26 protein-coding genes are annotated in these 25,711 nt (G+C 69.5%); 11 read left to right on the top strand and 15 right to left on the bottom strand.

All coding sequences use genetic code 11. The annotated features are described in order from the left end of the window. The 5 genes from MicroSTF_RS09975 to MicroSTF_RS09955 are packed head-to-tail and all read right to left on the bottom strand — an operon-like array spanning window position 1 to window position 2,911. Window positions 1-168 (bottom strand): hypothetical protein, encoded by a 168-nt coding sequence (locus MicroSTF_RS09975; RefSeq protein ID WP_021198231.1) that lies wholly within the window; start codon window positions 166-168, stop codon window positions 1-3. After that, window positions 165-743: a YdeI/OmpD-associated family protein gene (locus MicroSTF_RS09970; RefSeq protein WP_029266332.1), complete on the bottom strand. Its 579-nt coding sequence runs from the start codon at window positions 741-743 to the stop codon at window positions 165-167. Before MicroSTF_RS09970 ends, MicroSTF_RS09975 begins: the two co-directional genes overlap by 4 nt. Before the next feature lie 2 nt (window positions 744-745). Continuing rightward, a complete protein-coding gene (locus tag MicroSTF_RS09965) occupies window positions 746-1,558 on the bottom strand; it encodes an HAD-IIA family hydrolase (RefSeq protein ID WP_322955288.1) in 813 nt (270 codons plus the stop codon). 54 nt (window positions 1,559-1,612) lie between these two features. Further along, window positions 1,613-2,245, bottom strand: coding sequence for a metal-dependent transcriptional regulator (locus MicroSTF_RS09960; protein WP_029259444.1), 633 nt, complete (start codon window positions 2,243-2,245; stop codon window positions 1,613-1,615). Window positions 2,246-2,254: 9 nt separating this feature from the next. Then, a complete protein-coding gene (locus MicroSTF_RS09955; protein ID WP_021198235.1) occupies window positions 2,255-2,911 on the bottom strand; it encodes a TetR/AcrR family transcriptional regulator in 657 nt (218 codons plus the stop codon). 83 nt (window positions 2,912-2,994) lie between these two features. On the opposite strand from MicroSTF_RS09955, the gene MicroSTF_RS09950 reads away from it, so the two are divergent. Next, window positions 2,995-4,608 carry an amidohydrolase gene (locus tag MicroSTF_RS09950; protein WP_322955286.1) on the top strand — a complete coding sequence of 538 codons (1,614 nt, stop codon included), beginning with the start codon at window positions 2,995-2,997 and terminating at the stop codon, window positions 4,606-4,608. An 85-nt stretch (window positions 4,609-4,693) separates the two neighbouring features. Next, a complete protein-coding gene (locus tag MicroSTF_RS09945; RefSeq protein ID WP_322955285.1) occupies window positions 4,694-6,139 on the top strand; it encodes a Na+/H+ antiporter NhaC family protein in 1,446 nt (481 codons plus the stop codon). Window positions 6,140-6,170: 31 nt separating this feature from the next. Here MicroSTF_RS09945 and MicroSTF_RS09940 read toward each other — a convergent pair whose 3' ends face one another. Continuing rightward, complete coding sequence (locus MicroSTF_RS09940; RefSeq protein ID WP_029259448.1) at window positions 6,171-6,470, bottom strand: hypothetical protein; 300 nt, start codon at window positions 6,468-6,470, stop codon at window positions 6,171-6,173. A 19-nt stretch (window positions 6,471-6,489) separates the two neighbouring features. Continuing rightward, window positions 6,490-7,758: an Nramp family divalent metal transporter gene (locus MicroSTF_RS09935; protein WP_029266326.1), complete on the bottom strand. Its 1,269-nt coding sequence runs from the start codon at window positions 7,756-7,758 to the stop codon at window positions 6,490-6,492. 151 nt (window positions 7,759-7,909) lie between these two features. On the opposite strand from MicroSTF_RS09935, the gene MicroSTF_RS09930 reads away from it, so the two are divergent. Then, window positions 7,910-8,590, top strand: a complete 681-nt coding sequence (locus MicroSTF_RS09930; RefSeq protein ID WP_029259450.1) for a TrmH family RNA methyltransferase — start codon at window positions 7,910-7,912, stop codon at window positions 8,588-8,590. A gap of 27 nt (window positions 8,591-8,617) precedes the next feature. On the opposite strand, the gene MicroSTF_RS09925 is transcribed toward MicroSTF_RS09930, so the two are convergent. Both MicroSTF_RS09925 and MicroSTF_RS09920 read right to left on the bottom strand, forming a co-directional pair. Beyond that, a complete protein-coding gene (locus tag MicroSTF_RS09925; protein WP_031206665.1) occupies window positions 8,618-8,995 on the bottom strand; it encodes a hypothetical protein in 378 nt (125 codons plus the stop codon). 140 nt (window positions 8,996-9,135) lie between these two features. After that, window positions 9,136-10,458 (bottom strand): MATE family efflux transporter, encoded by a 1,323-nt coding sequence (locus MicroSTF_RS09920; RefSeq protein WP_021198243.1) that lies wholly within the window; start codon window positions 10,456-10,458, stop codon window positions 9,136-9,138. Between the two features lie 106 nt (window positions 10,459-10,564). On the opposite strand from MicroSTF_RS09920, the gene MicroSTF_RS09915 reads away from it, so the two are divergent. The 4 genes from MicroSTF_RS09915 (at window position 10,565) to MicroSTF_RS09900 (ending at window position 14,670) form a co-directional block, all read left to right on the top strand. Next, window positions 10,565-11,116, top strand: coding sequence for a DUF1992 domain-containing protein (locus MicroSTF_RS09915; RefSeq protein WP_029258561.1), 552 nt, complete (start codon window positions 10,565-10,567; stop codon window positions 11,114-11,116). 82 nt (window positions 11,117-11,198) lie between these two features. Further along, window positions 11,199-13,163: a M13 family metallopeptidase gene (locus tag MicroSTF_RS09910; protein WP_322955281.1), complete on the top strand. Its 1,965-nt coding sequence runs from the start codon at window positions 11,199-11,201 to the stop codon at window positions 13,161-13,163. Window positions 13,164-13,273: 110 nt separating this feature from the next. After that, the gene (locus tag MicroSTF_RS09905) at window positions 13,274-14,239 is read left to right on the top strand and encodes a serine hydrolase (RefSeq protein WP_167255330.1); all 966 of its coding nucleotides are present in this window, start codon (window positions 13,274-13,276) and stop codon (window positions 14,237-14,239) included. Between the two features lie 29 nt (window positions 14,240-14,268). After that, window positions 14,269-14,670 carry a hypothetical protein gene (locus tag MicroSTF_RS09900; protein WP_297555290.1) on the top strand — a complete coding sequence of 134 codons (402 nt, stop codon included), beginning with the start codon at window positions 14,269-14,271 and terminating at the stop codon, window positions 14,668-14,670. 18 nt (window positions 14,671-14,688) lie between these two features. Here the strand turns inward: MicroSTF_RS09900 and MicroSTF_RS09895 are convergent, their stop codons facing one another. Continuing rightward, window positions 14,689-16,128 carry an MFS transporter gene (locus MicroSTF_RS09895; protein ID WP_322955278.1) on the bottom strand — a complete coding sequence of 480 codons (1,440 nt, stop codon included), beginning with the start codon at window positions 16,126-16,128 and terminating at the stop codon, window positions 14,689-14,691. Between the two features lie 100 nt (window positions 16,129-16,228). On the opposite strand from MicroSTF_RS09895, the gene MicroSTF_RS09890 reads away from it, so the two are divergent. Continuing rightward, window positions 16,229-16,918, top strand: coding sequence for a GNAT family N-acetyltransferase (locus tag MicroSTF_RS09890; protein WP_029258551.1), 690 nt, complete (start codon window positions 16,229-16,231; stop codon window positions 16,916-16,918). 40 nt (window positions 16,919-16,958) lie between these two features. On the opposite strand, the gene MicroSTF_RS09885 is transcribed toward MicroSTF_RS09890, so the two are convergent. After that, the gene (locus MicroSTF_RS09885) at window positions 16,959-18,428 is read right to left on the bottom strand and encodes a peptide MFS transporter (protein WP_029267883.1); all 1,470 of its coding nucleotides are present in this window, start codon (window positions 18,426-18,428) and stop codon (window positions 16,959-16,961) included. Between the two features lie 115 nt (window positions 18,429-18,543). Here MicroSTF_RS09885 and MicroSTF_RS09880 point away from each other — a divergent pair, with 115 nt between their 5' ends. Next, the gene (locus tag MicroSTF_RS09880; protein ID WP_322955274.1) at window positions 18,544-19,929 is read left to right on the top strand and encodes a glycine--tRNA ligase; all 1,386 of its coding nucleotides are present in this window, start codon (window positions 18,544-18,546) and stop codon (window positions 19,927-19,929) included. A 49-nt stretch (window positions 19,930-19,978) separates the two neighbouring features. On the opposite strand, the gene MicroSTF_RS09875 is transcribed toward MicroSTF_RS09880, so the two are convergent. Continuing rightward, the gene (locus MicroSTF_RS09875) at window positions 19,979-20,938 is read right to left on the bottom strand and encodes a helix-turn-helix transcriptional regulator (RefSeq protein WP_322955272.1); all 960 of its coding nucleotides are present in this window, start codon (window positions 20,936-20,938) and stop codon (window positions 19,979-19,981) included. Between the two features lie 68 nt (window positions 20,939-21,006). Between MicroSTF_RS09875 and MicroSTF_RS09870 the strand changes: the two genes are divergently transcribed. After that, the gene (locus MicroSTF_RS09870; protein ID WP_322955270.1) at window positions 21,007-22,155 is read left to right on the top strand and encodes an epoxide hydrolase; all 1,149 of its coding nucleotides are present in this window, start codon (window positions 21,007-21,009) and stop codon (window positions 22,153-22,155) included. A gap of 124 nt (window positions 22,156-22,279) precedes the next feature. Here the strand turns inward: MicroSTF_RS09870 and MicroSTF_RS09865 are convergent, their stop codons facing one another. From MicroSTF_RS09865 to MicroSTF_RS09855, 3 genes are read right to left on the bottom strand one after another with little or no spacing between them, the layout of a single operon-like run. Further along, on the bottom strand, window positions 22,280-22,705 hold the full coding sequence (locus MicroSTF_RS09865; protein ID WP_021198258.1) for a DUF1801 domain-containing protein: 426 nt from the start codon (window positions 22,703-22,705) through the stop codon (window positions 22,280-22,282). Then, the gene (locus tag MicroSTF_RS09860) at window positions 22,702-23,274 is read right to left on the bottom strand and encodes an HhH-GPD-type base excision DNA repair protein (RefSeq protein WP_136024109.1); all 573 of its coding nucleotides are present in this window, start codon (window positions 23,272-23,274) and stop codon (window positions 22,702-22,704) included. The genes MicroSTF_RS09865 and MicroSTF_RS09860 overlap by 4 nt, the downstream gene beginning before the upstream one ends. Window positions 23,275-23,305: 31 nt before the next feature. After that, a complete protein-coding gene (locus tag MicroSTF_RS09855) occupies window positions 23,306-24,601 on the bottom strand; it encodes a glutamyl-tRNA reductase (protein WP_322955268.1) in 1,296 nt (431 codons plus the stop codon). Window positions 24,602-24,688: 87 nt separating this feature from the next. Here MicroSTF_RS09855 and hemE point away from each other — a divergent pair, with 87 nt between their 5' ends. Next, window positions 24,689-25,711: a uroporphyrinogen decarboxylase gene (hemE, locus tag MicroSTF_RS09850; protein WP_029267869.1), complete on the top strand. Its 1,023-nt coding sequence runs from the start codon at window positions 24,689-24,691 to the stop codon at window positions 25,709-25,711.

Raw genomic sequence — 25,711 nt, 5'->3', positions numbered from 1 at the left:
TCAGCGTCTGCGGTCGTCGTCGTCCCAGGGGCCTTCCCACCAGCCGGCGCGCCCGTCGTCCGAGCCGCCGCGTCCTCGGCGCGAGCGCACGAACTGCACGATGAACACCGTCAGCGAGCTGAGCAGGATGAGGAAGACGACGAGGAACAGCAGGTCGTTCTGATTCATGGGCGTTTCCCCTCCGCGGCATCCGCCACGATCTTCGCGATGCGGGCGGACCGGGTCTCCGGCCGCTTGGCCATCGCGATGTGCGTGAGGCCGAACTTCTTGACCGACTTCGGGAACGCGTCCCAGTTCTCGCGTGCGGCGGGGACGGCATCGAGCGCGGCGGAGAGCTCCTCGGGTTCGATCCCGGCCTCCGGTCCGTCGAGAACCGTCCAGGAGCCGTTCGCCTTCGCCACCTCGAGTACACGGATACCGGCGGGAGCCAGCAGCCCTTCGGCCTCGAGCTCCGCGATGCGCGCCTTGTTCGTGGCTGCCCAGCCGCTGCCGGGACGACGAGGAGAGAACCACTGACCGTTGGCGCGGTCGCCCGTGCCGTCGTCGAACACGCGCACCGGGCCGTCGATCCATCCGAAGCAGAGTGCCTGCCGCACGGCGTCCTCGTAGCCGACGCCGTCGGACGATCCGCGCACGCTGAGCAGCCAGACGCCCGCCGTGCGCTCATGGTTCTCCGCGAGCCAGGCACGCCAGGCCGCGGCATCCGCCGCTCTGAGCCGTTCGCCGTCGTCGAGCGCGCCCATGGCTACTTCTTGGTCTTCACCGTCGTGATCGTCTCGGTGATCCGCGGCAGCAGGTCGGCCACGGACTGCACGATCTCGTCGGGGCGGAACGGGTACTTCTCGATCTCAACCTGATCGCTGATGCCGGTGAGTACCAGCACCGTGTGCAGGCCGGCCTCGATGCCGGCGACCACGTCGGTGTCCATGCGGTCGCCGATCATGCCGGTGCGCTTCGAGTGCGCGCCGATCTTGTTCAACGCCGAACGGAACATCATCGGGTTCGGCTTGCCGACGACGTACGGCTCCTTGCCGGTGGCCTTGGTGATGAGGGCGGCGATCGCTCCGGTGGCGGGGAGCGGTCCGTCGGTGCTCGGGCCCGTGGCATCGGGGTTCGTGACGATGAAGCGCGCGCCGCCGATGATGAGGCGGATGGCCTTGGTGATCGCCTCGAACGAGTAGTTGCGCGTCTCGCCGACGACCACGAAATCGGGGTTCGTCTCGGTCATGATGAAGCCGGCATCGTGCAGGGCGGTGAGGATGCCCGCCTCGCCGATCACGAACGCCGAGCCGCCGGGGAGCTGCTGCTTCAGGAAGTCGGCGGTCGCGAGCGCCGAGGTCCAGATGCGCTCCTCCGGCACGTGCAGCCCGCTGATGCGGAGGCGTGCCGACAGGTCGCGCGCGGTGAAGATCGAGTTGTTGGTGAGCACCAGGTACGGGATGCCTGCGCTCTCCCAGCCGGCGAGCAGTTCGGAGGCTCCGGGGATGGCGTCGTTCTCATGGACGAGCACGCCGTCCATGTCGGTCAGCCAGCATTCGATGTCGTCACGTTGTGCCATGTGCACAGCCTAGAGGCCGCAGGCGACGCGCACCTGACCGTGTTGCGGCGGTGGCTAGGCGCTCAGCCAGACCACCTGGGCCGCGCCATCGGGCAACGCCGCTTCCGTGCCGTCGATCTCGGCCCCGGATGCCGTGACCGTCACGGTCGACGCGACCGCCAGTCCGAGTGCTTCGAGGGCTCGGAGCAGCTCGGGGTCGCGGTCGTCGACCCGCAGCACCTGTCCCGTGTGCCCGACCGGCGCGTCGGCGAGCAGCACGAACGGTACGCGCTCGATGCGACCGTCGGCGTCGGGGATCGCGTCGCCGTGCGGATCGAAGCGGGGGCGTCCCAGGCGCGCGTCGATGCCCTCGAGCAGTCGGTCGCTGATGGTGTGCTCGAGCACCTCGGCCTCGTCGTGCACCTCGTCCCAGCCGTAGTCGAACTCCTGCACCAGCCAGGTCTCGATCAGGCGGTGTCGGCGCACCATCGCGAGGGCGCGCGCCGTGCCCGTGTCCGTCAGCCGCACCGCGCCGTAGGGTACGTGCGAGACGAGGCCGGCGGCGGCGAGCTTCTTCACCATCTCGGTGACGGACGACGGCGCGATGCCGAGCTTCGCGGCGAGCACCGAGGGAGTGATCGGTGCGTCCTGCCACTCGGTGTGCGCGTAGACGGTCTTCAGATAATCGTCAGCTGCCGGGGATGCCACCGGTCCAGCCTACGTGGTGCTGTCGCGCGCCCACGCGGTGAGTCCGTGGATGAGTGCCCGCACCCCGATCTCGAACGTGCGGCGGGCGGGGTCCGTGCTGAGCTGCGCCCTGGCGGCCTCGGCCTCGGCGAACGTCGGGAAATCCGGCGCGAGCGCACCCGGGGCCATGTTGTCTGCGGGCGCGAGGGCATCCAGGGCGGAGCCGATGATGAACGACTCCAGCGCCACGATGGCGTCCACGATGGTGACGGTCGGCCAGCCGTCGTCCGCGAGCAGGCGTGCGATCTGCTCGTAGTCGGCGAACGAGCCCTCGTCGGCATCGATCGGTGAGGTCGCCAGCATCACCATGGCCTCGGGGGCGGCGATCGCGGCGTCGCGGTAGCTGTGGGCCCAGGTGAGCAGTGCCTCCTCGACGGACATCTCGTGCCGCACGGGGGAGATGAGCGCGCGGCTGACCTGCCCGCGCATGGCCCGGATCACGGCGTCGCGGTTCGCGAAGTGGTGGTAGAGCGCCGAGGTGCGAACGCCCAGGGATTCCGCGAGCGCGGTCATCGTGAACTGGCGCGGTGTGCGCTGCGCGCTGAGGGCGAACGCGGCCTTCAGGATGCGCTCCTCGGTGAGCACCCGGGTCGACGGTCGGCCGACGCTGCGCGGAGATTTCGTCATCGTGCTCGATTCTGCTCGGGCGTCTGGTATTTTATTGAAACTCTTTCAATACCGAAGGATCCAATACCGACGAAGGTACAGCCATGACCGGTTTCGACGCCGACACCATTGTCACCGGCGCGCACGTGGTGACGATGGACCCGCGCCGCCCGCATGCCACCGCCTTCGCGGTGCGTGACGGTCGCTTCCTCGCCGTGGGTGACGACGCCCTGGTCCGCGAGCTGCGCGGGCCCCGCACCGTCGTGCGCGACCTCGGCGGCGCGACCGTGACCCCCGGCCTCATTGACGCGCACCTGCATCCGATCCAGGGGATCGAGCTGACGGCCGGGATCGACCTGGGCGGTCTGACCACCGGCGCGGCGCTGCTGACGGCGCTGCGCGCCGAGGCCGATCGTGCGCTCGCCGAAGATGCCGACCCGTGGGTGCGCGGCTGGAACCTCGACTACGACGTGTTCCACGACCTGCCGATGACGGCGGAGGCGATCCAGGATGCGGTGCGCGGACTCCCCGCGCTGCTGATCGTGTTCGACGGTCACACCGCCCTCGCCAGTCGTGCCGGACTCGAGCGTGCGGGCATCACCCGCGCACGCGAGTTCGAGGACTCGTCCTGCGTCGTCGTCGATGCCGACGGCCGCCCGACCGGGGAACTGCGCGAGCTCGGCGCCTATGAGCCCGTGCGACTGAGCGCCCCGGCACTGACCCGCGACCAGACTCTCGCGGTGGGGCACGAGCTGCTGCGCGGACTGCGTGGTTCCGGATTGACCGGCGGCACGATCATGGACGGCGGTTTCGCCACGCTCGCACTGCTCGACGCCCTGGAGCAGGGGCCGGGGCTGCCGATCCGCATCGTCTCGGCCATCGACCACGAGCCGGGCTTCGACGAGGATCGGACCGCCGCGAACCTCGCGATGCGCGACCGCCGTGGTGACCGGTGGCGCGGGGGCGTGGTCAAGCTGTACGCCGACGGCGTGGTCGAGACCGGCACCGCCTGGCTGCACGAACCCGACAGCGCGGGCGCAGGTCTGGAGCCGTTCTGGAAGGATGCGGCCGCCTATGCCCGCACCGTGCGCAGATACGCCGAGGCCGGATTCCAGGTGGCGACGCACGCGATCGGCGACCGGGCCGTCGGGGAAGTCGTCGACGCCTATCTCGCGGCCGGGGTGCACAGCGCCGCAGGAGCTCCGCACCGCATCGAGCACCTCGAGACCACGACCGACCGCGACGTGGCCCGTATCGCCGCAGCCGGGATCACCGCCTCGATGCAGCCCCTGCACATGCAGTGGCGCAAGGCCGACGGCTCGGATGACTGGTCGAGCAGGCTCGGGCCCGAGCGTGCGGCTCGCGCCTGGCGCGCGCGCGACTACTGGGAGGCCGGGGCGCCCCTCGCCCTCGGGTCGGACTGGCCCATCGCGCAGAACGATGCCCGCATCGGCCTCGCGTGGTCGATGCTGCGCCGCCGCCCGGGCGACCCCGACGCCCCGGTCTTCGAGCCCGACCAGGTGCTCACCCCGTACCAGGCGCTGCACGGATACACCGTCGGCGCCGCCCGGGCCCAGGGAGATGCCGACCTCGGCTGCATCGCCCCCGGGTTCCGGGCCGACTACGCCGTGTGGGCGGAGAACCCGCTGCACGTCTCCCCGGACGACCTCCCCGACCTCCCCGTGCAGGGGACCGTCGTCGGTGGCACCGAGCCCTGACCCCGGGCTCGACCGCACCCTCCCGCACCTTCCCGCGCTCTCCCTTCGGATTCGTACCCCCCCCCTTCACACTGAGGTGACTCCCATGCCTGAATTCGGCGCTCTCGCGCTCCTCCCGATCGTGGTGATCCTGATCGTCGCGGTCGCCACCAGACGCACCCTCTTCGCCCTGTTCTGCGGCACCGTCGCCGGGGCACTGATCCTCGGCGGCTGGGGCGGCTTCGACGTCTGGGTCGAATACACCGGAAAAGCCCTCTCCAACGAGACGGCGCAGTGGCTGCTGCTGATCGTCGCGCTGTTCGGCATCCTGATGATGCTGTTCGAGAAGTCCGGCATCGTGACCGACTTCGCGAACTGGGCCGAGCGGTTCGTCACCTCCCGCCGCAAGTCGATGGTGCTGACGTTCCTGTTGTCGGTCGTGTTGTTCGTCGACGACTACCTGAACGTGCTCACCACGGGCACGTCGATGAAGCAGGTCACCGACCGCTACCGGGTGCCGCGCACGCAGCTCGGCGCGATCATGAAGATGACGGCCGCGCCGATCGCCGTCCTGATCCCGGTCTCGACGTGGGCGCTGTTCTTCTCCGGACTGTTCGAGGCGCAGGGGGTCACGGTCGGAGGCACCGGGTTCGGTGCCTACCTGCAGGCGATCCCCTTCATCTTCTTCGGCTGGGCGGCTCTCGCCGTCGCGCTTCTCATGAGCATCGGCTGGCTTCCGAAGCTCGGCGCGATCAAGCGTGACGCGATCCGGGCGGAGCGGGACGGCGACGTCTTCCCCGTCGGCACCACCGACGACGAGCGACGGGCCGAAGGCGCGGCGCTCCTGGCCGAGCTGAAGGCCGACGACCCCGACGGCTCGACCGCGCAGCGTGTCGCGACGGCGCTCGCGACCTCGACCGCGACCGACCGCAAGCCGCAGCCGTGGGGCTTCCTGATCGCCATGGCCGTGCTCGTCGGAGTGACGATCGCGACGAACGCCAACATCGTCGCCGGCACCGCCGCGTCTCTCGCCGTGACGATCGTGATCGTGCTCGTGCAGCGCCGACTCCGCATCCGTGGGGTGCTGGATGCCGCGCTCGAGGGCATCGAGAGCATGCTGTTCGTGATGATCCTGACGGTCCTCGCGTTCATGGTGCAGGAGATGAACATCACCCTGCAGCTGGCCGAGTTCGTGATCCAGGTCACCGAGCCCGTGCTCACCCCGGCGCTGCTGCCGGCGATCGTGTTCGCGGTGTGCGGCATCTATGCGTACGCGACCGGGTCGTTCTGGGATCTCGCCGCGGTGATCACCCCGGTCGTGCTCCCGCTGGCGCTCGCGCTCGGTGCCGATCCGATCCTCGCGGGCGCCGCGGTGTTCTCCGGGGCGGCGTTGGGCAGCACCACCTGCCTCTACGGCGACGGCATCATCCTCGCGTCGAGATCGATCGGCATCAAGCCGATCAACCTCATGCTCGCGATCCTGCCGTATGCGGGCATCGCTGCAGGGCTGTCGTTCGTGCTCTACCTCGTGACGGGTTTCGTCACGGCGTAGGCGGGACGAGTCGGTTCGCGACGGCGAGGAGTCAGTTCGCGACGGCGACGAGGATGCCGAACGCGGCCTGGCCGGCGAAGAACAGCACGAGGAATCCGAGGAGGGCGGCGGCCAGCGAGAGTCGGCCGTCGAACCCCTCGACCTCGGCCATGCCGATCTTGCGGGCCCGGAAGGCCAGTACGAGCGTGGCGACGCCCAAGGCGAGCTGCACCCACGGACTGCCGAACCCGATGACCGTCGGGAACGCGATCAGCAGGCCGCCGATGACGCCGGTCGCGAAGCCGATCCAGGTGAGGATGCGGACGTTGCGACGGGCGTTCTCGGCAGACATGCTTCGAGCCTATCCGGGCTCACGCTCCCGTCAGCACCAGCCAGAGCAGGGCGCCGTTGAGCGCGATCAGCAACACGGAGGCGATGACCCCCGCAGCCGTCGTCCATCGCCGGTTGACCCAGGCCCCCAGGGTGCGTCGTTGCGCGGTGAGCACGACCAGGGGGATCAGCGCGAACGGGATGCCGAAGGAGAGCACCACCTGGCTGAGGACCAGCGCGAGGGTGGGGTCGAAGCCGATGCCGAGGATCACGAGCGCGGGGATCAGCGTCACGAGGCGCCGGGCGAGCAGCGGGATGCGCACATGCAGCAGTCCGTGCATGATCTCCGCCCCCGCGTAAGCGCCCACCGAGGTCGATGCCAGTCCCGAGGCGAGCAGTCCCACGGCGAAGAACGTCGCCACCACCGGTCCGAGTCCGGCGGCGAGAGCGGCATGTGCGCCCTCCAGCGAGTCGGTGCCCTCGACGCCGGCGAGGTTCGCGGCGGCGAGCAGCAGGATACAGAGGTTGACGGATCCCGCGATCACCATGGCGATGGAGACATCCCATCGGGTGGCGGTGAGCAGTCGGCGGATGCGCGAGGTCTCGGTGCGCACCGCCTCGTCGCCGGCGTGAGAGGTCGAGGCGCCGAAGCGATCGCGGGCGAGTGAGGAGTGCGCGTAGATCGCATGCGGCATGATCGTCGCGCCGAGGATCGACGCGGCCAGCAGGACCGAGCCCGTGTCCTCGAAACGGGGGACCATCCCGCCGATGACCCCCGCCGGGTCCGGCGGGGCGACGAACACTCCCGCGACGAATCCGATCGTGATGATCGCCATGAGGCCGATGATCACGAACTCGAACGGACGGGCACCGCGCCGGCTCTGCACCGTGAGCAGGATCATCGAGACGGCACCCGTGATCAGGCCGCCGAGCAGCAGCGGCACGTCGAACAGGAGGTTCAGGGCGACCGCGCCGCCGATGACCTCGGCCAGGTCGGTGGCCATCGCGACGAGCTCGGCCTGCAGCCAGTATGCGCGGCGTGCCCATGGACGCTTCAGCCGCGCCCCCAGCACCTCGGGAAGGCTCTGCCCGGTGACGACGCCCAGCTTCGCTGAGAGGTACTGGATCAGCCACGCCATCACGTTGCCGGCGAGCACGACCCACACCAGCAGGTATCCGTACTGGGCTCCTGCGGTCATGTTGCTGGCGACGTTGCCGGGGTCGAGGTAGGCGACGCCCGCCACGAGGGCGGGGCCCAGCAACCACAGGCTGCGAGGGGCGCGGGCGGGGGGCGTGGCAGCAGTCGTCATCGGGACAGGGGAATTTTTAGGCACACCGAAACCGTAGCGTATTTTTCGGTGTACCTAAATATTCTTCGAATCGCGTGAATCGCTGCATACGCGCCCGGAGGGAGCCTGTTGCGCGATTCGAACGGGGATCCGAGGGCGATAGCCTGGCGGGATGGAAGACGCCGGGCCGGACAGCACGCTCCCCGATGCCCCCGCCGACGCGGTGAGGACCGGGTCGATCGCTCAACCCGGCTACGGCGTCGGGCCCTGGCCCGGCGGCGAGGAGGCCTGGCCCGAAGGTGCGGAGTACGACCGGGAGCTGTTGGCCACCGGCGACACCCGCAACGTGATCGACCGCTACCGCTACTGGCGCATGGACGCGATCGTCGCCGACCTCGACACCCAGCGACACCCGTTCCACGTCGCGATCGAGAACTGGCAGCACGACATGAACATCGGGTCGATCGTGCGCAGCGCCAACGCGTTCCTCGCCGACACCGTGCACATCATCGGCCGCCGCCGCTGGAACAAGCGCGGGGCGATGGTCACCGACCGCTACCAGCACGTCGTGCATCACGAAGACGTCGACACGTTCGCCGCATGGGCCGCGGCCGAAGGGGTTCCGATCATCGCGGTCGACAACGTCGACGGCGCAGTGCCCGTCGACAGGGCCGACCTGCCGCAGCGTTGCGTGCTGCTGTTCGGCCAGGAGGGCCCGGGGCTCTCCGCCGAAGCGCTCGCCGCCGCTTCCGCCCACATCGAGATCACGCAGTACGGCTCGACGCGCTCGATCAACGCCAGTGCCGCGGCCGCCGTGATCATGTACGAGTGGTGCCGGAGATACGCGGCCTGACCCTCGCCATCTCGACAGTGCCCGGCGTCACCCGCGGTCGATGCCGAAGAGATGACGGTAGATCGCGTTCACGTCGCGATCGAGGTGATCCATGCGCTCATGCACCGTCCGGATCTCCGTGCGCACGCCGGCGAACTCGCTGCCCGTCTCCGTGCGTACGCTCGCGAACTCGTTCCGGAACTCTGTCCGCACGCTCGCGAACTCGTTTCCCATCTCTGTCCGTACGCTCGCGAACTCGTTTCGCATCTCGGTCCGCACGCTCGCGAACTCGTTCCGCATCTCCGTGCGCACGCCGTCGAACCCGTTCTGCATCGTGCGCAGGAACATCGTCGAGATCAGTGTGATGGTGCCGAACATCCCCGCGGCGAAGACGCCGATCAGTGTCCAGACCTGTGGTTCGGTCATCCCCAGCATCCCTTCAGTGTCCCCCGATCATCGTCGAGGGCGCCAGGGGCAGGCGACGTAGTATTCCGCGGATTCCAGCGGTTGTGAAGAAGTCGCGATCGTCGATGTCCGTGCAGGAACAGCCGGACGCGGCGGCGGCGTCAGACGGTGGCCGAAAGCCAGCGACCGGACCGCACCCGCCACCCCAGGGTGCCGAGGCGTGCGAGCAGGTAGACGCCGAAGAAGGCGACCGCGAGCCAGACGAGACCGGCGGTGCCGTCGACCCCGGTGGCGGCGACGATCCAGAGCGCGGGCAGGAACGGCACCAGGTTCAGACCACCGGCGATCGCCAGGTATCGGGCGTCGTTCGCGCCCATCAGCACGCCGTCGAGCACGAAGACGACACCGGCGATCGGCTGGGCCACGGCGAGCACGAGCAGTGCCGGCTGCACGAGCGCTGCGATCTCCGCCGATCCGGTGAAGACGATGCCGAGCACGCCCGAGAGCGCGGCGATCAGCCCGCCGACGGCCACGCCGAACCAGGCGCCCCACGCGACGGTGCGGGCCAGCACACGGTGCACCTGCTGCTCGTCCCCGGCTCCGAGCTCCTTGCCGATGAGGGCCTGGGCCGCGATCGCGAGTGCATCGAGGGCGAAGGCGGCCGCGGAGAAGATCGTGAAGACGATCTGCCATCCGGCCAGCTCGTCGGTGCCGATGCCGGTGGCGACGCCGACGGTCGCGAGCAGTGCGACGCGCAGGCTCACGGTGCGCAGGAACAGCCAGCCGCCCGACGTCGCGGTGTTGCGCATGCCTGCGCCCTGTGCGCGCAGCGAGGCGCTGTGTCGGGTGGCGAGGCGGCGCACCACCAGCACGTAGGCGGCGACCATTCCCCACTGCGCGGTCACGGTGCCCGCCGCAGAACCCGCGATGCCCCAGCCGAGTCCGTAGATGAACAGCCAGTTGAGCAGGGCGTTGGCCCCGAATCCGAGCCCCGCGATCCACAGCGGCGTCATCGTGTCCTGCATGCCGCGCAGCAGACCGGTCGCGGCGAACACGATGAGCATCGCCGGCAAGCCCCACATCGAGATCACGAGGTACTCGTTCGCCTGCGCGGAAACGGCTTCGCTCGCCCCGAACAGCGAGACCAACCAGGGGGAGGACACGGCGCCGATCACCGCGAGCACGGCGCCGAGCCCGAGCGCCAGCCACATGCCGTTGACGCCGACGGAGACGGCCTCGCCGGGCTGTCCCGCCCCGAAGCGGCGAGCGACCGCCGGGGTCGTCGAGTAGGCCAGGAACACCATCAGTCCGACGATCGTCTGGAGTACAGCCCCCGCGATGCCGAGCCCGGCGAGCGGAGTGGTCCCGAGATGCCCGACGAGCGCGGCATCCACGATCAGGAAGGCGGGCTCCGCGATCAGTGCGCCGAGCGCGGGGACGGCGAGCCGCAGGATCTCTCGATTGAGGGAGGCGCGCGCGGTCATCCTCTGAGCCTATGACCTGGGGCCGACCTCACCGGCTGCGGGCCCGATCCGGGCGGTGGCGGTCGTCGTAGGGTGGAGGGGAGCTCGGATGCCACGGAGGTGCATCATGACGGATCCCAGAGAAGCGGCCGCACGATATCTCGCGAGCAGACAGCACGGCGAGAGCGTGGACGGCGACGAGGAGTCGGGCACGCCGCCCGGGATCGCCGCGGCGGTCGATCGTGCCGCATTCATCGAGACGGCCATCCAGGTGGCGATCCGCCGGGGGGAGTTCGACGACCTTCCCGGTGCGGGCAAGCCTCTCGAAGGACTCGGCACCCATCACGACCCGGACTGGTGGATCCGTCGCAAGATCGAGACCGAGAACCTCACCGGTCTCGGTCCGCCGGCGATCCTGCTGCGCACCGAGGATCGGGAGCTGGACGATCAGCTCGACCTGCTGGGGCGCGAGTCCGATGTGCGCGACGTCCTCGAGGACTTCAATCGGCGAGTGCGGGAAGCGCGCCGCCAGCTGCAGGGCGGCCCTCCCGTGGTCACCTCGCCGCGTGACGTCGACGCCGAGGTGGCCGCCTGGGCCGCGCGTCGGGCGGCGCGCCCGAAGGCCGCGCCCGCCGAGCAGCCGCGACGCCGCCGGTTCTCCCTGCGACGCCGCGGCTGATACGGATGCGACCGGGCCCCACCGAGGTCGTCGTGTGTCCGCGCTCGACAGGGTGGGGGAGGCGGGTCATAGGCTGGAGCGCATGACTGACGTTCTTCCCGTGGGCCTCGCCCTTGATGAGTTCAGCTCCGACATCCGCCCGCAGGACGACCTCTATCGTCACGTGAACGGGGCGTGGCTCGCCCGCACCGAGATCCCGGGCGACAAGGCGCGCTGGGGCTCGTTCCACCTCCTCGCCGAGCAGGCGGAGAAAGACGTGCGCGCGATCATCGAGGAGTCGCAGGACGCCGAGGAAGGGACCCTCGCAAGCAAGATCGGCGATCTGTTCGCGAGCTTCATGGACACCGAGCGCATCGATGCCGCCGGGGTGACGCCGCTGGCCGAGACCCTCGCCGAGATCGACGCGATCGACGGCATCCCCTCGTTCCTGCGCACCGTCGGCGCCTACGACCGCGACGGCCGTGCATCGGTCATCGGCCTGTACGTCGACGGCGACCCGGGCAACCCCGAGCGCTACCTTCCGGTGCTCGTGCAGGCGGGTCTGTCGCTGCCGGACGAGAGCTACTTCCGCCTCGACACGTTCGCCGCCACCCGGACCGCCTACCGTGCACACCTCGAGCGGCTGCTCGGCCTGGCCGGCGTCGCCGACGCCGCGACGAACGCCGACCGTGCGATCGCGCTCGAGACCGAGCTCGCCGGGCACCACTGGGACAACGTGCGCAGCCGTGACGCGGTGGCCACCTACAACCTCAAGACGTGGGACGAACTGCAGGCGCTCGCCGGGGTGGACCTGACCCCGTGGCGCGAGGCGGTCTCGCCGTCGAACCCGGCGGCCTTCGATGAGGTCGTGGTCTCGCAGCCCAGCTTCTTCGAGGGGCTCGGCTCGCTGCTGACGTCCGAGCGCCTCGACGACTGGAAGGCGTGGCTGCGTGCCAAGGTCGTGCACGCGGCGGCTCCGTACCTGACCGATGATCTCGTGCAGGAGAATTTCTCGTTCTACGGCACCGAGCTCACCGGCGTTCCCACCATGCGCGAGCGCTGGAAGCGCGGCGTCTCGCTCACCGAGGGCGCGCTCGGCGAGGCGATCGGCAAGGTCTACGTCGAGCGGCACTACCCGCCGACGGCGAAGGCCGCGATGGACGAGCTGGTCGCGCACCTCATCGAGGCGTATCGCCAGAGCATCACCGAGCTCGAGTGGATGACGGCCGAGACCCGCGAGCGTGCGCTCGCCAAGCTCGACTCGTTCACCCCGAAGATCGGACACCCCGAGGTGTGGCGCGACTACTCCAGCCTCGAGATCGACCGGGCCGACCTGTTCGGCAACGTGCGTCGCGCATCGATCTTCGAGCACGACCGCAACGTCGACAAGGTCGGCAAGCCCATCGACCGCACCGAGTGGCACATGCCGCCGCAGATGGTCAACGCGTACTACAACCCGTCGATGAACGAGATCGTGTTCCCCGCAGCGATCCTGCAATACCCGTTCTTCGACGCCGGTCGCGACGCCGCCGCGAACTACGGGGGCATCGGGGCGGTCATCGGTCACGAGATCGGCCACGGATTCGACGACCAGGGCAGCCGCTACGACGGCGACGGCCGGTTGCAGGACTGGTGGACGGATGCCGACCGCTCGGCTTTCGAGGAACGCACGAAGGCCCTGATCGCGCAGTACGACGCGCTCGTCCCCGAGGGGCTGGATGCCGAGCACCACGTGAACGGCGCGCTCACGATCGGCGAGAACATCGGCGACCTCGGCGGACTCGGCATCGCGTTGAAGGCCTACGAGCTGTCGTTGGACGGCGCGGAGGCCCCGGTCATCGACGGGTACACGGGCGTGCAGCGCCTGCTGCTGTCGTGGGCACAGGTGTGGCAGCAGAAGAGCCGGGATGCCGAGACGCTGCGCCTGCTGACGATCGACCCGCACTCGCCGAACGAGTTCCGCTGCAACCAGATCGTGCGCAACATCGACGCCTTCTACGAGGCGTTCGGAGTGAGCGAGACCGACGCCCTCTGGCTGCCCGCGGCATCGCGAGTGACCATCTGGTGACCAATCGTCGCACTCTGTGAAGCATCCCCCGGCGGTGGGGTTACGATAGCCCTGCCGCCGGGGAGCGTCTCCCCTCGGTATCCCGCACATCCACCCCCCTAAGGATCAGCGTGGGCGCTCTCGAGCCTGGTGAAGGCTTCCGCAACTCCTCGGCCCCCGAGTCCCTCGACGGCGCCCCGGAGGCATCCGGCGCGGGTCGCCGCTCCCAGCGCACCAGCCGTCGACTCCCGCGACGAGCCGCCGCCGGACGCCGGTCGTTCACGGCCACCCTCCGCTCGCTGGAGGGGCTGGTCGATGCCGGTGCGCAGGTCTCGGTGCACGTCGTCGACCTCGACAACCACGTGCACGTGCTTGCCGGCGACGACCACGTCACGATGCCGATCGCGGGCCTCGGCGTGGTGCCGCTCCTGATCGAGGTCGCTGCGGGCTTCCAGAGCGGTGCTCTCGATCCGTTCGAGATCGTCGAGCGCGAGAGTGTCGAGGCGGTGGAGACCTCGGGACTGTGGCGTCATCTGCATGCGCCGGCGCTGCCCCTCGAAGACCTCGCCGTGATGGCGGCTACCGCGGGAGATCCCATCGCGGTGAACGCGCTGCTGCAGCGGGTCGGACACGATCGGGTGCGCGAGCGCATCGAATCGCTCGGGCTGCGTCGCACCGCGCTGCTCGACCGCTTCCGCGACCGCCGCGGCCCCGACGACGCCCCGCAGGTCGCCGTGGGATCCGCGCGGGAGCTCGCCGGGCTCTTCTCCGCTCTGGTGAACTCGCAGGTGGTCGACGCCGCCGTCAGCGCGCAGGTGTCGGAGTGGCTGAGCCTCAACCAGGATCTGAGCCTGGTCGCAGCCTCCACGGGTCTCGACCCGTTCGCGCACGATCACGATGCGCACGGCCTCCTGTTCGTGAACAAGACCGGTCGCGATCGCGGAGTGCGCGCCGAGGCGGGTGTGCTCGCCGGTCCTCGCGCCGGGGTCGCCTATTCGCTCATCGTGTGCTTCGACGACCTCTCGATCACGCATCGCCTGCGTGCGCACGACGCCTTCCGGGTGCTCGGCGTCGAGCTCATGGAATACACGCACTGACCCAGGGGTCCCCTCGCTAGCATCGAGGGATGCCGCGATCTGACTGGACCCCGCACCGCCGTGACGACGGCGAGCTGCTCGGATGGATCCACCCCGATGGAGACGAGTGGGTGCCCGTCGACGTTCTCGGGCGACCCGTCTCCGCTCCCGCGGAGTGGCTCGATGCCGAGGCTGCTCTCGAACAGCACGGCATCGCCTGGCTCGCCGACCCGTGGATGCTGGACGGCGAGGACGAGCGCCCGCTGCGGGTGCGCATCCTCGAGGTGACTCCCGACGAGCACGGTGCTCCGGGACGGATCGTGGTGAAGATCGACGACTTCGGCGATATGACCCGTCCAGCGACCACGCAGTTCATCCTGTCGTGGCCGATCCCGGACAGGCTGCGCCCACCGCGCGAGGACGACCCGGATCCGCGCACGATCGCGCGCTGAGGTGGATCGCTGACGGGCTCAGTCGGGCAGTGACGGATGCTGCTCCGCTGCGCGCTGCCTCGGGATGAAGAGCGACAGCACCACGGCGATCGCCCCCGCGGCGATCGCGAGCCAGAAGCACACCTCGAACGCGGCCCTGGTGGGAACGGCGACACCGTCGATGTCCATGCTCATCGCGGCCAGGACGCCACCCATCACGGCTGAGGCTCCCGACGTTCCGATCGACCGGAACAGCGCGTTCAGCCCGTTCGACGCTCCGGTCTCGTTGGCCGGGACGGAACGCATGATGATCATCGGCATCGCGGCGAACGTGAAGCCGATCCCGACGCCGATCAGCAGGTTCGCGATGAGGACGTGCCACACCTCGCTCGACCACAGCAGCACGAACACGTAGGCGAGCACGATCGCGGTGGCGCCGACCGTGAACAGCGGGCGCGGACCGACCGTGCGCTCGAGCCAGCCCGAGAGCGGCGAGATCACCATCATCACCAGGCCTGCCGGCATGATCACGAGTGATGCGGCGACCATGTCGAGGCCGAAGCCGCCACCGGTGGCCGGCGCTTCGAGCATCTGCGGGAACGTCACGTTCGAGGCGAAGAGCGCGAAACCCATGCCGATCGCGGCGATGTTGGTGAACAGCACCGCTGGCCGCGCGGCGACTCGGAGATCGAGCAGAGGGTCCGTGGTGCGCAGCTGGTACCAGCCCCACACCAGGAGCACCGCGAGTCCGCCGATGATGCACGTGAGCGTCAGTGGTGAGGTCCAGCCCCACTGCGCGCCCCGTGAGACGAAGAGAAGGATGCCGGTGAGGCCGATCGCGAGGCCGATGGCGCCGATCACGTCGAGTCGGCCGGGGGAGCGCAGCACGTCCTCGGGGATCACCGCGAGCACCAGCGCGAGGCCGACGGCACCGAGGGCGGCCGCGAGCCAGAAGAGCATGTGCCAGTCGGCGTTCTGGGCGAGGAGGGCGGCCACGGGCATGCCGATCGCCCCACCGACGCCCATCGTCGCGCTCATGAGGGCCACAGCGGTGCCGAGGCGCTCGGATGGCAGCACATCGCGCATGATCGCGATGCCGAGCGGGACCACGCCCGTCACCGCACCCTGGAGTGCGCGACCGATGATCACGCCGACGATCGAACCGGAGACCGCGGCGATGACGGAACCGAGGATCAGGATCGCGAGGAGCGCGATCACGACCCGGCGCTTGCCGTACATGTCTCCGAGGCGGCCCGAGATGGGGGTGGCGACCGCGGCGACGAGCAGGGTGATCGTGACGACCCACGTCGTGTCTTCGCGCGAGGCGTTCAGCAGTTGCGGCAGCTCAGCCTGCAGCGGCACGACCAGCGTGAACATGAACGACGAGCAGAGACCCGCGAAGGCGAGCACGGCGACGATCGCCCACTTGGGAGGGGTGCGGGAGAGCCGCTTCCTGGCTCTGTCGTCACTCGCACCCACCGGCTCAGGCTATCGGCGATCGAGCGGTGCGGGGTCGATCAGCGGATGCGATCCGCGCCTCCGATTCCTCGAACGGGCCGAGGAGGGGCAGACTGGGTGCGTGCGAACCATCCGTGATCTCGACACCGTTGAACTCATCCTCGACGCGCAGGGCCTGCTCGACTCCATCCGGGGTCCGCAGCGCGTGGTGGATGCCGGAACCCTGCGTGCCCTGCAGCAGTCGGGCAACTACGTCGTCGGCTTCTTCGACGGTGAGGGCGACGACGAGCGCATGGTGGGCGCCTCCATCGCCTTCTTCGGCGAGCCCGCGCGCCGTGCGATGCACTCGCACATCACCGCCCTGCTCCCCGAATACCGCGGTCGCGGTTGGGGTCGCGAGCTCAAGGAGCACCAGCGCCAGTGGGCGTTCTCCCGCGACGTCGGCCGCATCACGTGGGTGTTCGATCCGCTCGTGGCACGCAACGCGCACTTCTTCTTCACCGTGCTCGGCGCACGCGCGACCGGCTACTCGGTCAACCGCTACGGCATCTTCGGCGGCGGCGACGCGGGCGATGAGAGCGACCGCCTCGATGTCGAGTGGGCGCTCGCCGACATCGCCAAGCCTCCGGCCGACGACACGGTCGTGGAGACCCTCGAGATCCCGGCCGACATCGAGGCGCTGCGCGTCTCCGATCCTGCGGCCGCTCACGAGTGGCGCCTGCGCCTGCGTGCGCAGATGGAGGGTCTGCTCGGCAGCGGCCTCCGGATCGCCGGGTACGACACCGCGCGCGGCTACCTCTTCACGGCCTGAGAGGATCCGCTTCACCGCGTGATCTGCGGACGCGGAGCGCTCAGCGCACCCCGCGCATGAGCTTCAGCACGGGCTTCACGCTGAGCAGCAGCCCGATGCCGACCACGATGGCGATGCCGCCGAGGATCGAGAAGAAGGGCACCTCGTTCTCCGGGTCGTAGAACTGCACGAGCCAGCCGGAGATCGCCGTGCCCAGCGCGATCGACAGGAAGAACAGCGCGACCATCTGCGTGCGGAACACGGTCGGCGCGAGCTTGGTCGCCGCCGACAGGCCGACCGGCGAGATGAGCAGCTCGGCCACGGTGAACACGAAGAGGATCCCGACGATCGCGAGCAGCGGCGTGGAGTTCGCTCCTCCGCCGGCGAACGGCAGGAAGAGCAGGAACGCCGATCCCATGATGATCGCGGCCAGCGCGAACTTGACCGGGGTCGAGGGCTGTCGCTTCCCGAGCTTGGTCCAGATCGCCGCGAAGACGCCGGACAGGATGATGATGAACACCGGATTGATGGACTGCACCCACGACACGGGCATCTCCCATCCGAAGAGATTCCGGTCCAGGCGCTGGTCGGAGTAGATCGTCAGCACGGTGAACTGCTGCTGGTACAGCGACCAGAATGCGACGCTCGTGATGAACAGCGGCAGGAACGCCCATACTCGGGAGCGTTCGGTGGCGTCGATGCGACGGCTGCCGAGGATCACCGAGAAGTAGGCGACGGCGGCGACGATCGTGACGCCGATCACGAGTGTGGCGAGGTTGTCGGGCCGGATCACGCCGGTCAGCACCAGGACGGCGACGAGTACGACCGCGCCACCGGCGATGAGCCCGACCAGGAGGTAGCGGGACTTCGGGAGCGGGTTCGGCACCTCCCGCGCCGAGGCGGGCAGCGACGTGCGGCCGAACGCGTACTGGATGAGTCCCAGTGTCATCCCGATGGCCGCGAGTCCGAAGCCGTAGTGGAAGCCGAGCGAGGACTGCAGGATGCCGGTGAGGATCGGACCCAGGAAGGCGCCGAGGTTGATGCCGAGGTAGAACAGCGAGAACCCGGCGTCCCGTCGCGGGTCGTCGGCGCTGTAGAGACTGCCCACGACCGACGTCGCATTGGCCTTGAGTCCACCGGAGCCGAGTGCGACGAGCACCAGGCCGACGCCGACACCCACCGCTCCGGGGAGCAGGGCGAGGGCGAGGTGTCCCGCCACGATCACCATCGCGCTGACGAACAGCACCCGCTCCGCGCCGAACAGGCGATCCGCGAGCCACGCGCCCAGGATCGTCGAGAGGTAGACCGATCCTCCGTACGCGCCCACGATGCCGCCCGCGATCGCCTTGGGGATGCCGAGGCCGCCTTCGGTCAGCGAGAAGTACAGGTAGATGAGCAGGATGCCCTGCATGCCGTAGAAGCTGAAGCGCTCCCACATCTCCACGCCGAAGATGTGCACCAGGGCCCACGGTTGCCCGAAGAACCGGGTGTCGTCGTCGCGGGTCCGCGGTGTTCGCGCTGCAGTGCTCATCCCCAGGACGCTACTCCGGCGCAGCCGCCGGGGCCAGGGAGCGCGCGGGAACCACGGATAGAATGAGGTGCCCGTGTTCACGGGTTTCCTCCCGCATCCGACCATTGGAGCCACCATGGCCGAACAGTCCCGCCTCGACAAGGTCATCGCCCTCGCCCGCCACCGCGGGTTCGTGTTCCAAGCGGGTGAGATCTACGGCGGTTCCCGGTCGGCCTGGGACTACGGCCCCCTCGGTACGGAGCTCAAGGAGAACATCCGCCGGCAGTGGTGGCACACGTTCGTGCGCGGTCGTGGCGACATGGTCGGCCTCGATTCCAGCATCATCCTGCCCAAGCGCGTGTGGGAGGCGTCGGGTCACGTCGCGACCTTCACCGACCCGCTGGTCGAGTGCCTGCAGTGCCACAAGCGGTTCCGCGCCGACAACCTCATCGAGGACTTCGAGGCGCGCAAGGGCCGGAAGGCCGAGAACGGTCTCGCCGACATCCCCTGCCCGAACTGCGGCACCAAGGGGCAGTACACCGAGCCCAAGGCGTTCTCCGGTCTGGTCAAGACCTACCTCGGCGTCGTCGACGACGAGTCGGGCCTCTACTACCTGCGCCCCGAGACCGCGCAGGGCATCTTCGTGAACTTCTCGAACGTGCTCACCGCGAGCCGCAAGAAGCCGCCGTTCGGCATCGGCCAGGTCGGCAAGGCGTTCCGCAACGAGATCACGCCCGGAAACTTCATCTTCCGCACTCGCGAGTTCGAGCAGATGGAGATCGAATTCTTCACGCCGCCGGCTGAAGCGCAGGAGTGGTTCGAGCACTGGGTCGAGGCCTGCTGGAACTGGTTCATCGATCTCGGCATCGACCCCGAGAACATGCGTCAGTTCGACGTGCCGGAGGACGATCGCGCGCACTACTCCGCCGGCACGATCGACGTCGAGTACAAGTTCGGCTTCGCGGGCAAGGAGTGGGGCGAGCTCATGGGCGTCGCGAACCGCACCGACTACGACCTCTCCAGCCACAGCGAGGCGTCCGGCCAGAGCCTGACGTACTTCGACCAGGCAACGGGCGAGCGTTACACCCCGTACGTGATCGAGCCGTCCTTCGGCCTCACGCGCGCGATGATGGCGTTCCTCGTCGACGCCTACCGCGAGGAGCAGGTGCCCAACGCCAAGGGCGGCACCGACGTGCGCACCGTGCTCAAGCTCGACCCGCGCCTGGCTCCGGTCAAGGCCGCCGTGCTGCCGCTGAGCCGCAACGAGAACCTGTCGCCGCTCGCGCGCGAGGTCGCCGACACGCTCCGCAGCTCGTGGGCTGTCGACTTCGACGACGCCGGTGCGATCGGTCGCCGCTACCGTCGTCAGGATGAGATCGGCACCCCGTTCTGCGTCACGGTCGACTTCGACTCCCTCGACGACCGTGCCGTCACCGTGCGCGACCGCGACACCATGGCGCAGGAACGCGTCTCGATCGACGAGCTGCACGCGTACCTGGCCGAGCGCCTGCGCGGCGCCTGAGCACGCGGCATCCGGACCCCGTCGGCCTCATGCAGGCCGGCGGGGTCTTTCATGTGCTCCCGGCCACCGCGCGTGCGTAGCGCTCGGAGAGCAGCTGCAGGCGGGGGAGCAGCTCGGGCGGGCTCTCGACCGTGAAGTCCATCATGAGCATCCCGATGTAGGCGGCGACGGTGTCGAGGCTGTCGGCGCCGGTGACGAGGATGCAGTGCTCGTCGTCGACCGGCTCGACCACCCCGACTGCGGCGTGGATCCGATCGAGCACCGCCGCGGCCGGCGCATCGATGCGCAGCCGGGCGTGCACGATCCACCCGCTCACGGCGATGGTCCGCATCGCGAACGCCGTGTAGTCGCCGCCGGGCAGCGGCTGGGGATCGAAGCGGCGATGGGTCGGCATCCGCAGCTCCATCCAGTCGACACGGTACGTCCCCCACTCGTCGGTCGCGGGGTTGCGGGCGACCAGATACCAGCGGCGCACCCAGGTGAGCAGCCGATACGGCTCGACCAGCACGGGCGCGCCCTCGTAGTCGAAGCGCAGCCATTCCTCGTTGCGGATCGCGCTCGCGATGGCCTGCAGCGACGCGGCGTCGACCTCGGGGTCCGGTGCGTCGGTGTCGTTGTTCTCCGGGGCGCGGTCGACGCTCGAGCGCAGCGCATCCACCGTGGGGCGCAGGTGCGAGGGCAGCACCTGTTCGAGCTTGGCGAGTGCCCTGGCCCCCGACTCCGCCACCCCGGCGATGCCCGCTGCGGCGCGGAGTCCGACCGTGACAGCCACGGCTTCCTCGTCGTCGAGGAGCAGCGGAGGGAGGCTGCCACCGGCCCCGAGACGGTATCCGCCGACCGATCCGCGCGTGGCGTCGACGGGGTATCCAAGGTCGCGCAGCCGCTCGATGTCGTGCCGCACGGTGCGCGAGGAGACGCCGAGCCGGGCGGCGAGCTCGGTTCCGGAGCGGTCGGGGCCGGTCTGCAGCAGGGCGAGCAGGGCCAGCAGCCGCGCGGTGGGATCGGCCATGAGAACTCCTCGAAAGTTCTTCATCCATTAGGAACGAATCCAACCTAATGCCCTCCTACCTTCAAGATATGGAAAACACGACGCTCACGTTCCGCCCCTTCACCGTCTCGGTCTCCGCCGCCGAGGTCGCCGATCTCCAGGATCGCCTCGCCCGCACCCGTCTTCCGCAGCCGTCGCCGACGGATGACTGGGATGCCGGCACCCCCAACTCCTACCTGCGCGAGGCCATCGCCGCCTGGCGCGACTTCGACTGGGCTGCTGCTCAGGAGCAGATCAACGCCGTTCCGCACTTCGCCACCGAGATCGACGGCCAGACGATCCACTTCATCCACGTGCGGTCGGCTCACGAGAGCGCGACGCCGCTGCTGCTCGCGCACACCTACCCCGGTTCGGCGGTCGACTACCTCGACGTGATCGACCGTCTCGTCGACCCGGTGGCGCACGGCGGCCGCGCGGAAGACGCGTTCGACGTCGTCATCCCGGATGCGCCGGGGTACGGCTTCTCGCAGCCGCTCGCCTCGCCGGGCTGGACGGTCGGAAAGGTCGCCGAGGCCTACGACCGTCTCATGCGCGGGCTCGGCTACGACAGCTACGGCATCCACGGCTCGGACAACGGCGCCATGGTGGCGCGCGAGCTGGGACTGCTGAACCCGGAGGGTTTCCTCGGACTGCACGTGCTGCAGCTGTTCTCGTTCCCCTCCGGTGACCCGGCGGAGTTCGAGAGGCTGGAGCCCGCGGACTACGCCGGCCTCGAGCACATGCAGTGGTTCCAGTCGGTCGGCGGGTACAACGCGATGAACTCCTCGCGCCCGCAGACCGTGTCGGTGGGGATCAGCGACTCCCCGGTCGGGCTGCTCGCGTACAGCGAGCTGTTCAACTCGTTCGGCAACGGCACCTCCCTCGTACCGCTGGAGAAGATCCTGCTCGAGGTCAGCGTGAACTGGTTCGCGAACGCGGCATCCGGCATGAGCCGCAGCTACCTGGAGAACGCCAGGGCCGACGCCGCGGCCGAAGGCGCCGAGCCGCGCATCAACGCCGCGCGCACCGGAGTCGCGGTCTTCGCCGACGACTTCCAGACGATCCGGGTCTTCGCCGAACGCGACAACTCCAACATCGTGCACTGGAGCCGCTTCGACGAGGGCGGGCACTTCGCCGCTCTGGAGCGCCCCGACCTGCTCGCCGGCGACATCCGCACCTTCTTCGCCGCTCAGGGCTGACTCCTGTCACGTCGGGCCAGACCCACGCTCCTCGCCGAGACCCATCCGCGCAGACGCTGCTGCGGATGGGTCTCGTCGCGCAGCATGGGTCTCGAACCTCGAACCCTGCGAGCATGCTCGCGACTCAGCCCGTGACGGTGAGCTGCACCTCGGGGGTGCCGCCGGCCTCGACCCAGGCGAGTGAGCGCTCCAGGATGCCACGCAGCACGTCGAGGTCGATCTGCTCCAGGTCCTTGATGTAGAGGCAGCCAACGCCGGTGGTGTGCGGGCCGAGCTTCGCGAGGGCCTCGCTGTGCGCGGCGACGCCGTCGAACAGGTAGATCGTGGTGGCGGCCTTGCGCGGGGCGAAGCCGAGCAGTCCGCTGTCGCCCTCGGTGCCGGTGGGGTAGCGGTAGTGGCAGGATCCGAACCCGATGATCGTGCCCCACGTCTGCGGTTCGCGTCCGGTGATCTCCTGCATGAGCGCGGTCAGGGTCTCGGCGTCCCGGCGGCGGACCGCGGGGGAGGAGCGGGCGATGAGCCCTGCGACGTCGTCCCCCGTGGGTTTCACTTCGAGGCCTTCGCCGCTGCCTTCATGGCCTTCTTGTGCTCGCGCACCTTCGCGAGCGAGTCCGGCGAGACGATGTCGGCGACGCTGCGGTACGACCCGTCCTCACCATAGGGAGCGGAGGCCTCACGCCACCCCTCGCCCGTGAAGCCGTACTGCTTGCCGAGGAGGGCGAGGAAGATCTTGGCCTTCTGCTCGCCGAAGCCGGGAAGGGCTTTCAGTCGCTTCAGCACCTCGGGCCCCGACGGGTCCCCTTCGGTCCACAGGGCGGCGGCGTCGCCGTCCCAGTCGTCGACGAGGGTCTGGCACAGTGTCTGCACGCGTGTCGCCATGGACCCGGGGAAACGGTGCACGGCCGGAGTCTGCTTGAACGCCTCGAGGAACTCGTCCGGTGCCATGCCGGCGATCGTCGCGGCGTCGGCTGCTCCGGTGCGCTGCTCGATCTTGAGCGGACCGGCGAACGCGGTCTCCATCGGAACCTGCTGGTCGAGCAGCATCCCCACGAGGAGGGCGAGCGGATTGTCGGTCAGCAGCTCGTCGGCGGCGGTGTCTCCGGTGATGTGAAGGGCCATGCCTCCAGTGTCCCACCCACGCGTGCGCGTGTCAGGCGGTGGCGGCGTCCTCCGACGACTCAGCCTCGGGTGTGATGCCGTACAGCGCGGCCAGTGCTGCGGTGAACTCGTCGGCACGACCCGCGGCGGCGAGCTCGTGAGCGCGCACGGTCGGAGTGTGCAGCAGCACGCCGGAGAGGTGACGCAGGGCCTGTTCGACCTTTCCGTCCTCGTCGCCGCGCGCCCGGGCACGATCGATCTCGCGTTCGAGCAGCTCGAAGATGTGCGAGCGGAAGGCCACGACCGACGGGGTCACGCTCTGACGCGCGCCCACGACATGGAACGTCTCGGCGGCTTCGCGGACGACGCTGCGCGCGGCATCCGTCGCCTGCAGTTCTTCGAGCGGTGCGTGCAGGCGGATGGTCTCGAGGTCGAGCAGTGCGACGCCCTCGAGGGAGGCGACGGCGGGGTCGACGTTGCGCGGCATGCCCAGATCGACCACGAGCTGGCTGTGCGCGCCCACGGGGCAGCCGGCTGCGGCGGGACCTGTCGGCAGCTGCAGGTGCTCGGGGCCGAGCACCGGTTCGGTGGCCGTGGTGCAGGTGATGAGCAGGCTCGAGTGTGCAGCGGTGCGGGCGTACTCGTCGGCGGTGATCGGACGGATGCCGTGCTTCGCGGCGAAGACCTCGGCGCGGCCGGAGGGCGAGTACACCGAGATGTTCACGGCGCCGCGCTCGCGGAGCGTGGCGAGAGTGACCGCGGCGTAGGCGCCGGTGCCGACCAGAAGCACGCGCTCGGCGGACCAGTCGGCGATGCGGCTGTCGGCGAGTTCGAGCGCGAGGCGCACGAGCGAGCGGCCGGCACGACCGAGGGCGGTGACGTTCTTGACCTTGCGCTGTGCCTGGCTGGCGCGCTGGAAGAGGCGCTCGAGCTCGGGCGAGGTGGTGCCGTCCTTGCGGGCGGACTTGAGGGCGCGGCGCACCTGGCCGGCGATCTCGCCCTCGCCGGAGACGACGGATTCGAGGCCGGAGGCGACGGAGAAGAGGTGCTCGGCAACGCGTCGACCCGAGTGCACGGTGTAGGCGCCGTCGAGGTCGGCGGCGGAGATGCCGGTCGCGGACTCGACCGCCTCGATCACGGCCTCGACGCCGATGGCGCCGGCGGCGGTGACCGGTTCGTCCATTTCCACGTACGCCTCGAACCGGTTGCACGTCGCCAGGACGACCGCACCCTGCACGCACGGCGTCATGCCCACGATGGTGGGAGCGACGTCGTCGGGGGTGCGGCTCAGGCGTTCGAGCAATTCGAAGGAGGCGGTCTTGTGACTCGCCGTCACACACAGCAGCACAGATCGATTGTACCGGAGCGTCTGCGGGCGAGGGTCCGACCCGTCGAACTCGGCGGCTCCATAAGGCGCGGATGGGAGGATGGACGCATGGCCCTCTCCGACGCCCCGCTCCTGCGCGCCCTCGCCGGCGACCGTCCTGCCCACCCTCCGGTGTGGTTCATGCGACAGGCCGGCCGGTCGTTGCCCGAGTACCGCGAGCTGCGCGTCGGAACCAGGATGCTCGATGCCTGCCTCACCCCTGACCTCGCCGCCGAGATCACTCTGCAGCCGGTGCGTCGCCACGGGGTCGATGCGGCCGTGTTCTTCAGCGACATCGTGATCCCGCTGCGCCTCGCCGGCGTCGATGTCGAGATCGAGCCCGGTCGCGGCCCGGTGTTCGCGAACCCGGTGCGTACGGCAGCCGACGTCGAGCGCATCACCGCGATCGACCCGGACGACCTGGACGGCACGGCCATCGCCGAAGCGGTCCGTCTCGTCACGGCGGAATTGGGCGACACCCCGCTGATCGGGTTCGCGGGCGCGCCCTTCACGCTCGCGGCCTATCTCGTCGAGGGCGGTCCCTCCAAGGAGCACCTGCGGGCCAGGGCCATGATGCACTCCGACCCGGACTCGTGGAACCGTCTGGCTGGCTGGCTGGCCAAGGTCTCGCGCCGCTTCCTCGAGACGCAGCGCGACGCCGGAGCCTCGGTCGTCCAGCTCTTCGACAGCTGGGCAGGATCCCTCAGCACCGCCGACTACCGCGCCTTCGTCGCCCCGCATTCGCACGCGGCGCTTGCGGGCATCGGTCTGCCGACGATCCACTTCGGCGTCGGCACCGGCCCGTTCCTCGCCGACATGCGCCTCGACGGTGCGGCCGACGGGGTGGGAGTCGACTGGCGCCAGCCGCTCGACGAAGCGGCCGCGATCCTCGGGCCGGATGTCACGGTGCAGGGCAACATCGACCCGGCTCTCCTCGCAGCCCCGTGGCCGGTGCTCGAGGCCCACGTACGCGACGTCGTCGAGCGCGGCCGTGCGGCGCGAGCCCACATCCTCAACCTCGGCCACGGCGTTCCTCCGGAGACCGATCCCGACCAGCTCACCCGCATCGTCGAGCTGGCGCACACGATCTGA

The sequence above is a fragment of the Microbacterium sp. STF-2 genome (genome assembly GCF_034650155.1).
GTDB lineage: Bacteria > Actinomycetota > Actinomycetes > Actinomycetales > Microbacteriaceae > Microbacterium > Microbacterium maritypicum_A.
The sequence above is the reverse complement of the archived record's forward strand: the minus strand, read 5'-3'. Positions and strand labels throughout refer to the sequence as shown.